The organism is Streptomyces sp. NPDC102278 (assembly GCF_044766345.1).
Lineage (GTDB): Bacteria > Actinomycetota > Actinomycetes > Streptomycetales > Streptomycetaceae > Streptomyces.
This window is the reverse complement of record NZ_JBIWLV010000003.1, coordinates 548075-559579: the sequence shown is the minus strand read 5'-3', so window position 1 is coordinate 559579 and position 11505 is coordinate 548075. Positions and strand designations below refer to the sequence as shown.

Below are 11505 nucleotides of genomic sequence, written 5' to 3'. Positions count from 1 at the left end.
GTGACCGGACCGGGCCCCGAGGGCCGTGTGCCCGGTCAGCCGTTCGCGCGGGCGCCCTTGTCGGCCTTGGCCTTGCGTACGTAGTACCAGGCCATGTTGGAGGTCAGACCGGCCAGCAGCACCCAGATGATGCCGAGGAAGCTGCCCTCGACGAAGGCGACCACGGCCGCGGCCACGGACAGGGCACAGACGACAACGGCGAACACGGCAAGGCGGGGCATGCGGCACGGCTCCTCGGCGACACGGAACGGGGTCAGGCTCCCCCAGTGTCCCCCATCCCACCCCGGCGCCGGTCGCCGCCACCCCCTCGGGACATCCCGCCCATTTCCCCCTTCACCTGAGGGCCGGGGGGCCGGCTGGATACGGTGCGCGAAGCTCCGTCCGAGCGGGCGAAGCCGGACGACCGGGGGGAAGCCATGCGGGAGATGACAAAGGGTGCGAACGTCAGTCTGACCGCCCTCGGCGAGGACGCCGGGGCCGTGGTCGTGAGTCTGGGCTGGACCAGCACCTCGGGCGCCGGCGACGCCGACGTGTCGGTGTTGCTGCTCGACGCGAACGGCAAGGTCCGCTCGGAGGACGACTTCTACTTCTACAACCACCCCGCGGCCGAGGACGGCAGCGTCCAGTTGCTCGGCAAGACACCGACCGGAAGCGGCGACGAGGACCGCATCGGGTTGGACCTGACGGCCGTGCCGGCGGACGTCGCGCGGATCGTGGTGGCGGCGAGCCAGTACGGTGACGCCCGTTTCGGGGACCTCGACGACCTGCGGATGACGATCGCGGACCGCTCCGGCGAGCCACTGGTCGGGTTCTCCATCGACGACGCGGGCGTGGAGAGCGCCTTCGTCTTCGGCGAGCTGTACCGGCGGGGCGCGGAGTGGAAGTTCCGGGCCGTGGGACAGGGGTACGAGACCGGCCTGGCCGGCCTCGCCACGGATTTCGGCATCTCCGTCCTCGAAGAGGACGAGGACTCCCCCGCGACCCCGGAAGCCGGGCCGTGCGCCACGACGGCCGGCGCGGCTCCCGCCCCGATCGAGCCGGTCGCGCCCGCGCCCGTAGCGCCCGTCGGATCGGCCGAGGAGGCTCCGGCCGAGGACGCTCCGGCCGAAGCCGGTCCGGCGGTCGCCCGCGTCCCCGCGCAGTCCCGCGGCCGGGGCGGGTCCGCCGTCGGGGACGCCCGGTCGACCAGGAAGAAGATCACGCTGCCCAAGGTGGCCAGGAAGTCCCTGGCCGAGAACGACTCCTGGCAGCCGGCTCGGCTCTTCCCGGTGCCCAGCCTCAAGAGCGACCGGGAACGGGAGGTGCGCGCGACCTCGGTGCTGCTCGCCGTCATGACGCAGGTACCCGAGCTGGGTCGTCGGCTCACGGCCGCCTTCGGTGCCCCCGCCGGTCGGACGCAGACCTTCACGGAGGTGTCGCTGCCCCACGGCGACGCGCCCCGCCGGCCGGACGGTGTCATCCGGATCGAGCGCGCCGGCAAGCTCTGGACCGCACTCGTGGAGACGAAGACCAACGGGAACGCGCTCCGGGCCGAGCAGGTCCAGGCGTACATGGACATCGCCGCGCGGCGTGGCTACGAGGCCGTCATCACGCTCTCCAACGACGTGGCCCTCGACGGCGCCCCCGTGGTCGATGTCAAGATCGACGGGCGGCGCAAGCACAAGGTCAGCCTCTGGCACCTGTCGTGGGCGGAGGTGGCCCACCAGGCCCAGCTCCTGATCCGCCACGAGGGCGTGGGCAACCCCGCACACGCCTGGCTGCTCCAGGAACTGCTGGAGTACCTCCGGCACGAGAACTCCGGCTGTCACGGGTTCCAGAACATGGGACCGTCCTGGGTACCCGTCCGCAAGGGCATCGAGGACGAGACCCTCAACCCGGGTGACGAGCGGGCCGTCGACGTGGTGGAGAGCTGGGAGCGGCTGATCCGCCAGGTCTGTCTTCGGCTGGGCGGAGAGCTGGGACAGAAGGCCCTCCCGGTGCAACGGGCCCGGCGGGGCAGCGATCCGCGGGAGCGGCGGCTCGCCGCGGCCGACACGCTGTGCGCGGACGGCCGGCTGGCGGCGGAGTTGCGGGTCGACGGCACGATCGGCGTCATCGCCGTGACCGCCGACCTGCGGACGGGCAAGGTGCGGACCTCGATGGACGTGCCCGCCCCGGAGGGGTCCTCCGCGCTGGTCTCGGTGAAGAAGCTGGTTCGCATGCTGGCCGAGGCGCCGGCCGATCTCCATGTGGAGAGCCTGGTCGAGGGCGGGAGCGGGGCGCGCGGCACCTTGGAGCGGTTGCGGCCGGAGCCGGGGAACCTGCTGCCCAGGGACGGGGCGCCGCTGTCCGGGTTCCGGCTGACGCTCATCAAGGGAATGGGCAATACGCGCGGCAACACGGAGTCGGGTTTCATCCGCAGCGTCGACGACGCCGTGGCGCGGTTCCACCAGGGCGTCGTGGCACGGCTGGGCCCGCTCGACGTGCGGGCAGGCCGGCGCGGCTGACCGCCCCGGGGCGGTGCCGCTCGGGCGCCCCGGGCGGCACCGCGGGCGCGGCCGTGCCCCGCCCGGGGCGGCTCGTGCCCCGGTCCGGGCGCGGGCGGGTCAGACGTCCGTGACGCGCAGGCCCGCGTGGGCCTTGTAGCGGCGGTTGGTGGAGATGAGGTTCGCCACCAGGGCTTCGACCTGGTGGGCGTTGCGCAGGCGGCCGGAGAAGACGCCGCGCATGCCCGGGATGCGGCCGGCGAGGGCCTGGACGAGGTCGGTGTCGGCGCGGGACTCGCCGAGGACCATCACGTCGGTGTCGATCTCCTCGACCGTCTCGTCCTGGAGCAGGACCGCCGAGAGGTGGTGGAAGGCGGCCGTGACCCGGGAGTCGGGGAGCAGGGCCGCGGCCTGCTGGGCCGCGCTTCCCTCCTCGACCGGGAGGGCGTAGGCGCCCTGCTTGTCGAAGCCGAGCGGGTTGACGCAGTCCACCACGAGCTTGCCGGCGAGGTCCTCGCGCAGTGCTTCGAGGGTCTTGGCGTGGCCCTCCCACGGCACCGCGATGATCACGATGTCGCTGCGGCGCGCGCAGTCGGCGTTGTCGGCGCCCTCGACGCCCAGGCCGAGTTCCTCGGCCGCGGTCTGTGCGCGGTCCGCGGCGCGGGAGCCGATGATCACCTTCTGGCCGGCCCGGGCGAACCGGTAGGCGAGGCCGCGGCCCTGGTCGCCGGTACCGCCGAGGACGCCGACGACGAGGCCTGAGACGTCGGGCAGGTCCCGGGGGTCCTTGGCCGGCGGCTTCTGCGTGCTGTCTGAGGAATTCATGGGGGCGAGAGTACTGCCGAGTACGTGTCAGTCGAACGGACGGGAGCCGCCGGTATCGCACCCGCGCGTCCTTTCCGTGGTGCAGGATGCCCGCCATGGATGCCGTGAGGGTGGCGTTGCTGCGCGAGGTTCTCGCCGGCACGCGGTGGCCGGGTGCCGCCCGGGGTTTCGCCGGCTCGTTGCGGCGCGCGGTGGTGCCGTCCGGCGGGTCCCTGCTGCTGGTGGGGACGGAGCGGTACGAGCCGTGGCACATGGCCGCGCACCTGGTGGACGAGGCGGCGTGGTCGGGGCTGCCGGAGCTGGCGCCGACGCTCGTACGACACCGCGTGCTGCCGGGCGAGCCCCCGCACCTGTCGGTGGGGCTGAGCCGGCTGGAGGCGGCCCGGCGCGGGCACACGCTGCTGGTGGTGGCCCCGGAGGAGCCCGGAGCGGGCCTGTTGGAGCGGGTGCACGACGCGCGGCGGGCCGGGGCGACGGTGCTGTCCCTGGACGGCGGCGATCCCGATCTGGGGACGCTGGCGCACGAGGCGCTGTCGGTGCCGGGTGCCACCGCCGAGCTGGACCTGGACACGGTGCAGCACCTGGTCAGCGCGGCGGCCGGGGAGAACGGCCCGCCGGGGCCGCGGGGCTCGCGGCGGCTGCGGGACCGGCTGGCGCGGCTGGCCGATCAGTTGACCGCGCCGCCGCCCGGCCGCTGGTGAGGGGTGCCCGCCGGCGACGGACCGCCGCGTGGGAGGCTCCCCCGCCCCTCGCCCCGCCCGCCTCGGCTCAGGGGGTTTCCTCGTCCGCCTCACGGGTCTTGTCGTTCCATTTCGGATCGTTCTGCCATTCGAGGTTGCGTTCCTGCGCCGTCTCCATGGCGTGGTTCGCCTCCTCGGGCGTGGCGTACGGGCCGAAACGGTCCTTCGCCGGACAGTCGGGGCCCTCTTCGACCTTCTTGTGGACCAGGCAGTAGTACCACTCGCCGGGCTTGCCGACCTGGCGCTTCTTGAACAGGGCCATCGTCCTCGGGCTCCTCTCGTACCGCTCTCTGTCGCCAGCTTGCCCCATCACCGCTGGATACACTCGCCTGCATGTCTGGCCAGTCGCTGCTCGTACCAGGCGAGCTCTCTCCCGTCCGTTCCGTTCCCGGAAACATCCGCCGGCCCGAGTACGTGGGCAAGCCCGCGCCCACTCCGTACACCGGACCGGAGGTGCAGACCGCCGAGACCATCGAGGCCATGCGCATCGCCGGCCGGATCGCCGCCCAGGCGATGGAGGAGGCCGCCAAGCACATCGCGCCGGGGGTGACCACCGACGCGCTCGACAAGGTCGCCCACGAGTACATGTGCGACCACGGGGCCTACCCCTCGACGCTGGGCTACCGGGGGTTCCCCAAGTCCCTGTGTTCCTCCGTGAACGAGGTCATCTGTCACGGCATCCCCGACTCGACCGTCCTGCGCGACGGCGACATCGTGAACCTCGACGTGACCGCCTACATCGGCGGGGTCCACGGCGACAACAACGCCACCTACCTGTGCGGGGAGGTGGACGAGGAGTCGCGCCTGCTGGTGGAGCGCACCCGCGAAGCCTTGAACCGGGCCATCAAGGCGGTCAAGCCCGGCCGGCAGATCAACATCATCGGTCGGGTCATCGAGTCGTACGCGAAGCGCTTCGGCTACGGGGTGGTCCGGGACTTCACCGGGCACGGCATCAGCACGTCCTTCCACTCCGGCCTGATCGTCCCGCACTACGACAGCCCGCACGCCACCACGGTCATCGAACCCGGCATGACCTTCACGATCGAGCCGATGCTCACGCTGGGTACCCACGAGTACGACATGTGGGACGACGGCTGGACGGTCGTCACGAAGGACCGCAGGCGGACCGCGCAGTTCGAGCACACACTGGTCGTGACCGACACGGGAACGGAGATCCTCACGCTGCCGTAGCGGACGCGCCTTCGGGCCGGGCGATTTTTTACCGACAGGACGTCGGGAACACATTGACTTAGGCAAGCCTAAGTACGAGGATCGGGGTGTGGCGGCGGTGTCGCCACGCCTTCTCATCCCCCGATTCCTCGGAGGTCCGCCTTGGACGCCTTCTCCACGGTCATCCGTGTCGCCTCGCACGAGCAGCACACGGAGGCCGAGACCTCGACGTTCATGAGCGATCTGCTGGGCGGCCGGCTGGGCGTCGACGCCTACGCCCGCTACACCGAGCAGCTGTGGTTCGTGTACCGGGCCCTGGAGGACGCGGCCGAGTCGCTCAAGGACGACGCGGTCGCCGGGCCGTTCATCCAGCCCGAGCTGATGCGCCTGACCGAGATCGAGCGGGACCTCGCGCACCTGCGCGGCCCCGCGTGGCGCGAGTCGCTGGTGGCGCTGCCGGCGACGGAGGCGTACGCGGCCCGGGTGGCCGAGTGCGCGGCCGACTGGCCCGGCGGTTACGTGGCCCACCACTACACCCGCTACCTGGGCGACCTGTCCGGTGGGCAGATCATCCGGGACAAGGCGGAGCGCACCTGGGGCTTCGAGCGCAAGGGCGACGGCGTCCGCTTCTACGTGTTCGCGGACATCTCCAACCCGGCCGCCTTCAAGCGCGCCTACCGGGAGCTGCTGGACGCGATCTCCGCGGACGACCTGGAGAAGCAGCGGATCATCGACGAGTGCAAGCGCGCCTTCGACTTCAACGGCGCCGTCTTCCGCGAGCTGGGCCGGGAGTTCCCGCTCAGCGCGTGAGCGACCTCCGGGACCGACCGGTGCACGAGCAGGGATGGGGGCGGACCCGCCGAGGGCCGCCCCTTCCCCGTGTCCGGGCGCCGAAGCACGTGAACGGGTCGGTCCGGGTGCTCAGTTCACGGGGGCGAAGCGCACGCGTCCGCCGATCTCGACCGTGCCGTCCGGGCCGGGGGCGGCGAGGAGTTGGGAGCCGGCGCCCTGGGTGATGTTCAGGGCGCGGTTCAGCTGGGCCGTGAGCAGGATCGCCGCCGACCCGGTGGCCTCGTCCTCGACGACGGCGCCGTCGGGGCGGCGCGGAAAGCCCCGGGCCCGGACCCGGCCCGCGGTCTCGTCCTCCCACGCCCAGGCGTACAGCCAGCCCTCGCCCGGCGGCGGGGCGGGCAGTTCCTCGACCTCGGCGGCGGACGCGTACTGCTCGGTGCGCTTGCCCTCGACCCATTCCGGGCGGGCGGTGATCCAGGTGAACTCCCCGTCGTCGCGGGCCCAGACGGGGCCGGCGGGCGGCTGGAGTTCCTCGATGTCGAGCAACCAGGCGACGCCGACCAGCGGGTGTCCGGCGAAGGCCGGCCGCGTGCCGGGGGTGCGGATGTCGACGACCCCGCGCTCGGGGTCGTCGACGAACACCGTCTCGCTGTAGCCGAGTTCGGCGGCCAGCGCCTGCCGGGACGCGTCGTCCGGACAGGTGCGGCCGTCGCGGACGACTCCGAGCAGGTTGCCGTACCGGCCGTCGCCCGCGCAGAAGACCTGGAGCACGTCGAGATCGTTCACGCGGGCATTCAAGCACGGCTCAGCCCTGGGTCGTGCGCCGCCTGCGGGCGAGGAGGACCGCGCCGGCGCCGGCCGCGATCACCGCGCCGGAGGCTCCGGGCAGGGCTCCGGCCGGGATCTCGGCGCCGATGGAGGCGAGGTTGCCGCCCGCGCTCCCGCCGACGCTGCCGCCGCCGCCGACCGTGGCGCCCGTACCGCCCGTGGTACCCGTACCGCCCGTGGCGCCGGCGCCGCCCGAGGTCGAACCGCCGGTGGTGGAGCCGCCGGTGGCGTCGGGGGCGGCCGGGGACGCGGTGGTCGCCGTCCTGCACGACCTGGGTCTGGCGGCGGCGTACGCCGACCGGGTGGCGGTGCTGCACGACGGGCGCATCGCGGTGGACGGGCCGCCGACCGAGGTGTTCGAGGACGGCCTGTTGGACCGGGTCTACCGGCAACCGGTGGAGGTGTTCCCGCATCCGCGCGGCGGAGCCCCGCTCGTGGTTTCGATCCGCGGTTGAGCCGCTCGCGCCGGCTGGTCGGCGATGATCACGGGCCGTGCGGCGACAGGGCCGGCGCGTTCCGTCGGGTGGAACGCGGAGCCGGGCTTGACCCCGGCTTGACCTGCCCATGGGGTCGTCATGGAGTGGCCGTGACGGCCTCGTGTCCGGCGGCGGAAGGTGAGAGCTGTATCACTGGACTGTCGGGTATGAGTCAGGTAAGCCTCGGTTAAGTTAGGTCCGCCTCACCAGCCCTTACCCCTCGCCAGGAGCCTCCATGCGACCCGCTCGCCTCACCGTTCTCGCCGCGGCTGCCGCCATGGCCACGCTCACCGCCGTCACGGGTTGCGCGGAGAAGGGCGACGCCGGTGGCGACGGTGCGATCAAGGTCGCCGCCTCGGACAGCGCCTGCGAGGTCTCCAAGAAGGAGTTCCCCGCCGGCAAGATCACCGTCGACGTCGAGAACAAGGGCTCCAAGGTCACCGAGGTCTACGTCCTCTTCCCCGACGACCGCATCGTCGCCGAGCGCGAGAACATCGGCCCCGGCACCAAGGCCTCCATCACCGCCGAGATCAAGGCGGGCGACTACGAGATCGCCTGCAAGCCCGGCATGAAGGGCGACGGCATCCGCCAGGCGGTCAAGGCCACCGGCGGCGCCGTCGCCAAGCGGAGCCCGGAGATGGACGCCGCGGTCGCCCAGTACCGCACGTACGTGCAGGCCCAGGCCGACGAGACCCTGCCCAAGGCGCAGGCCTTCGCGGACGCGGTCAAGGCCGGCGACGTCGAGGCCGCGAAGAAGGCGTACGCCGTCTCGCGCATCGGCTGGGAGCGCACCGAGCCCGTCGCCGAGTCCTTCGGCGACCTGGACCCGAAGGTGGACCTGCGCGAGGCCGACCTGGAGGCCAACCAGGAGTGGACCGGCTGGCACACGCTGGAGAAGGCCGTGTTCAAGGACGGCAAGCTCGGTGAGCCGGAGAAGAAGCTCGCGGACACCCTGATGGCCGACCTCACCGTGTGGCAGAAGAAGGTCGGCACGGCCGAGATCACCCCGACCTCGATGGCGAACGGCGCCAAGGAGCTCCTGGACGAGGTCGCCACCGGCAAGGTGACGGGCGAGGAGGAGTTCTTCAGCCACACCGACCTGGTCGACTTCAAGGCCAACGTCGAGGGCGCGGAGAAGGCCTACCAGCTGCTGAAGCCGATCGCCTCGAAGAACGACCCGGAACTCGCGAAGATCCTGGAGGCCCGGTTCGCGGCGCTGAACACGCTGCTGGACAAGTACCGCGCCGACAAGACGGGCTACGACTTCGTCTCGTACGACAAGGTCGGCGACTCGGAGCGCAAGGAGCTCTCGGACGCGGTCAACGCGCTGGCCGAGCCGCTGTCGAAGCTCGCCGCCTCGGTCGCGAAGTAACCAGGGATTACGGGAGCGGACGGGAGTACGAGGATGGCGGAGTCGACGTCGAAGCCGGCGGGAACGCCGGAGCCACGGCCCGGAGACGGCCCGGAGGCCGGCGCGCCGACGGCCGGCGGCCCCGCCGCGCCCTCGCGGCGTGCCGTGCTCGGCTGGGGCGGCGCCGGGCTGGCGCTCGGCGCGGCCGCGGCCGGCGGTGCGGTCGCGGTGTTCGGCGATGACCCGGACGTGGTGCCGACCGCCTCGGCGGGGTCGGCCGTGCCGTTCCACGGCGAGCACCAGGCCGGCATCGCGACCGCCGTCCAGGATCGCCTGCACTTCGCGGCCTTCGACGTGACGACGAAGGACCGGGCCGAGCTCGTCGCGCTCCTCAAGGAGTGGACACAGGCGGCCCGGTTGATGACGGCCGGGCTCCCGGTCGGCGAGGGCGGTTTCGGCGGCCTGCCGGAGGCTCCGCCGGACGACACGGGCGAGGCGCTGGGCCTGAAGGCCTCGCGGCTCACCCTGACCATCGGATTCGGCCCGGGTCTCTTCGCGAAGGACCGCTTCGGGCTGGAGGGCAGGCGCCCCGCCGCGCTGGTGGACCTGGAGCTGTTCCCGGGCGACAACCTGGACGCGGCCCGCTCCGGCGGCGACCTGTGCGTCCAGGCCTGCGCCGACGATCCGCAGGTCGCGGTGCACGCCATTCGCCAGCTCGCCCGGATCGGCTTCGGCAGGATCGCGATGCGCTGGTCCCAGCTCGGCTTCGGCAAGACCTCCTCGACGACCCCGGACGCGCAGACCCCGCGCAACATGATGGGCTTCAAGGACGGCACCCGGAACATCTCGGGCACGGACCGGGAGGCGCTGGAGAAGTTCGTCTGGGCGGGCGCCTCGGACGGCTCCGACTGGATGGCCGGCGGTTCGTACCTCGTCGCGCGGCGCATCCGGATGCACATCGAGACCTGGGACCGCACCTCCCTGCGGGAGCAGGAGGACATCATCGGCCGCGACAAGGGCGAGGGCGCCCCCGTCGGCAAGTCCAGGGAGCGCGACGAGCCCTTCCTGAAGGCGATGAAGCCGGACGCGCACGTCCGCCTCGCGCACCCCGACACCAACGGCGGCGCGACGATCCTGCGCCGCGGCTACTCCTTCACCGACGGCACGGACGGGCTGGGCCGGCTCGACGCCGGACTGTTCTTCCTGGCGTACCAGCGGGACGTCCGCAAGGGTTTCGTGCCGATCCAGCGGGAGCTGGCCAGGAACGACTCGCTCAACGAATACATCCAGCACGTGGGTTCGGCCGTCTTCGCCGTCCCGCCGGGCGTCCGTGACAAGGACGACTGGTGGGGTCGGGCGCTGTTCGCGTAGTTCCCGTGGGCGCGTAGGAGGATCCACGTGTTCAGCAACTATCTGATCGGTCTGCGCGAGGGGCTGGAAGCCAGTCTCGTCGTGTGCATTCTGATCGCGTACCTGGTGAAGACCGGGAACAAGCACAAGCTCGGGCCGCTGTGGCTCGGGGTGGGGCTGGCCGCCGGGCTGAGCCTGGCCTTCGGCGCGGGCCTGGAGTTCGGCACCCGGCAGTTGACGTTCGAGGCGCAGGAGGCGATCGGCGGTTCCCTGTCGATCGTCGCCGTGGGCCTGGTGACGTGGATGGTCTTCTGGATGAAGCGCACCGCGCGGCACCTGAAGGCCGAACTGCACGGGAAGTTGGACGCCGCCCTCGCGATGGGCACGGGCGCGCTGGTGGCCACCGCGTTCCTGGCCGTCGGCCGGGAGGGCTTGGAGACCTCGCTGTTCGTGTGGCGTTCGGTGAAGGCCGCCGGTGACGGCGCGGGCCCACTGACCGGTGTGCTGCTCGGCATCGCGACGTCGATCCTGCTGGGCTGGCTGTTCTACCGGGGCGCGCTGCGCATCGATCTCGCCAAGTTCTTCAAGTGGACCGGCGGGCTGTTGGTCGTGGTCGCGGCGGGCGTGCTCGCGTACGGGGTCCACGACCTCCAGGAGGCCGATTTCCTGCCCGGCCTGTCGAACAAGGCCTTCGACATCAGCGAGACGATCCCGCCGGACAGCTGGTACGGGACCCTGCTGAAGGGCACGTTCAACTTCCAGCCGGACCCGACGGTCTTCCAACTGGTCGTGTGGGCCGTGTACCTGGTGGTCGTCCTGAACCTGTTCCTGGCCCCGGCGGGATTCGGTCGGGGGTCGGCGACAGCGACGCCGCCGACGCCGACTTCGACGGGGCAGGGCGGCGACCAGGCGCGCCGGCGGGCCCGGGACTGACGCCGAACGGCTCACCAGAGGCGGTCGATCGTCCCCGGGTACAACGGGACCCGGATCCCGGTGAAGGCCGTACGGGCCGACTCCGGGTCGGGGCCGAGGAAGGCCGCCAGGACCGTCTTGTCGAAGCCCGGGGCGTCGGTGGCCAGGGGGTCGGCGGGGGTGCCGCCGACCAGGACCGTGCCCGGGAGCCGTTCGAAGCCGGCCGCCTCGTAGAACGGGCCGAGCGGTCGATCGCAGCTGAACAGGGCCAGGTCCACCTCGGGGTCGGCGGCCAGTTCGGCCCGGGCGGCCGCGACCAGGCGCCCGCCGACACCCCGCCCGCGCAGTTCCGGCCGGGTCACCACCCCGCTGAGCCCGGCGGCCCGCCAGGTCCGGCCGGGGAGGTGGATCTCCTTGCGCAGCAGGGCCAGTGAGGCGGCCACCGTGCCGTCCCCGTCGACCAGCAGCACCGTGCGGGGCGCGAGGGCCGGGTCGTGGCCGGCGCCGGCGCCCGGCCAGGCCCGCTCCTCCAGCGCCCGGACCTGGGCGGCGAGCCCGGCGGGCGGCGTCTCGTACGTCTCGACGCGCAGCACCCC

Annotated in this window: 12 protein-coding genes and 1 pseudogene; 8 read left to right on the top strand and 5 right to left on the bottom strand. The window is 72.4% G+C overall.

What is annotated here, in order from left to right:
- Window positions 1–35 precede the first annotated feature (35 nt).
- Window positions 36–221, bottom strand: a complete 186-nt coding sequence (locus tag ACIRO3_RS11625; protein ID WP_366000279.1) for a hypothetical protein — start codon at window positions 219–221, stop codon at window positions 36–38.
- Window positions 222–416: 195 nt separating this feature from the next.
- Between ACIRO3_RS11625 and ACIRO3_RS11620 the strand changes: the two genes are divergently transcribed.
- A complete protein-coding gene (locus ACIRO3_RS11620; protein ID WP_404135057.1) occupies window positions 417–2486 on the top strand; it encodes a TerD family protein in 2070 nt (689 codons plus the stop codon).
- A 99-nt stretch (window positions 2487–2585) separates the two neighbouring features.
- Here ACIRO3_RS11620 and npdG read toward each other — a convergent pair whose 3' ends face one another.
- Window positions 2586–3290, bottom strand: coding sequence for an NADPH-dependent F420 reductase (gene npdG, locus ACIRO3_RS11615; protein ID WP_404135054.1), 705 nt, complete (start codon window positions 3288–3290; stop codon window positions 2586–2588).
- A gap of 95 nt (window positions 3291–3385) precedes the next feature.
- On the opposite strand from npdG, the gene ACIRO3_RS11610 reads away from it, so the two are divergent.
- Window positions 3386–3991 carry a hypothetical protein gene (locus tag ACIRO3_RS11610; RefSeq protein ID WP_361781427.1) on the top strand — a complete coding sequence of 202 codons (606 nt, stop codon included), beginning with the start codon at window positions 3386–3388 and terminating at the stop codon, window positions 3989–3991.
- Window positions 3992–4058: 67 nt separating this feature from the next.
- Here ACIRO3_RS11610 and ACIRO3_RS11605 read toward each other — a convergent pair whose 3' ends face one another.
- Window positions 4059–4292, bottom strand: a complete 234-nt coding sequence (locus tag ACIRO3_RS11605) for a hypothetical protein (RefSeq protein ID WP_361781424.1) — start codon at window positions 4290–4292, stop codon at window positions 4059–4061.
- Between the two features lie 71 nt (window positions 4293–4363).
- Between ACIRO3_RS11605 and map the strand changes: the two genes are divergently transcribed.
- Window positions 4364–5221, top strand: a complete 858-nt coding sequence (gene map, locus ACIRO3_RS11600; RefSeq protein ID WP_361781421.1) for a type I methionyl aminopeptidase — start codon at window positions 4364–4366, stop codon at window positions 5219–5221.
- Between the two features lie 141 nt (window positions 5222–5362).
- Window positions 5363–6010, top strand: a complete 648-nt coding sequence (locus tag ACIRO3_RS11595; RefSeq protein WP_361781418.1) for a biliverdin-producing heme oxygenase — start codon at window positions 5363–5365, stop codon at window positions 6008–6010.
- 111 nt (window positions 6011–6121) lie between these two features.
- Here ACIRO3_RS11595 and ACIRO3_RS11590 read toward each other — a convergent pair whose 3' ends face one another.
- The gene (locus tag ACIRO3_RS11590; protein WP_404135050.1) at window positions 6122–6778 is read right to left on the bottom strand and encodes a PhzF family phenazine biosynthesis protein; all 657 of its coding nucleotides are present in this window, start codon (window positions 6776–6778) and stop codon (window positions 6122–6124) included.
- Window positions 6779–7056: 278 nt separating this feature from the next.
- Between ACIRO3_RS11590 and ACIRO3_RS11585 the strand changes: the two are divergent.
- The 4 genes and pseudogenes from ACIRO3_RS11585 to efeU all read left to right on the top strand — a co-directional run.
- Window positions 7057–7275 (top strand): annotated as a pseudogene (locus ACIRO3_RS11585) (hemin ABC transporter ATP-binding protein); the annotation flags it as partial.
- Between the two features lie 256 nt (window positions 7276–7531).
- Window positions 7532–8668 (top strand): iron uptake system protein EfeO, encoded by a 1137-nt coding sequence (gene efeO / locus ACIRO3_RS11580; RefSeq protein WP_404135047.1) that lies wholly within the window; start codon window positions 7532–7534, stop codon window positions 8666–8668.
- A 33-nt stretch (window positions 8669–8701) separates the two neighbouring features.
- On the top strand, window positions 8702–10018 hold the full coding sequence (efeB, locus tag ACIRO3_RS11575; protein WP_404135044.1) for an iron uptake transporter deferrochelatase/peroxidase subunit: 1317 nt from the start codon (window positions 8702–8704) through the stop codon (window positions 10016–10018).
- A gap of 27 nt (window positions 10019–10045) precedes the next feature.
- A complete protein-coding gene (gene efeU / locus ACIRO3_RS11570; RefSeq protein WP_404135041.1) occupies window positions 10046–10930 on the top strand; it encodes an iron uptake transporter permease EfeU in 885 nt (294 codons plus the stop codon).
- An 11-nt stretch (window positions 10931–10941) separates the two neighbouring features.
- Here the strand turns inward: efeU and ACIRO3_RS11565 are convergent, their stop codons facing one another.
- A complete protein-coding gene (locus tag ACIRO3_RS11565) occupies window positions 10942–11502 on the bottom strand; it encodes a GNAT family N-acetyltransferase (RefSeq protein ID WP_361781401.1) in 561 nt (186 codons plus the stop codon).
- Window positions 11503–11505: the final 3 nt, after the last annotated feature.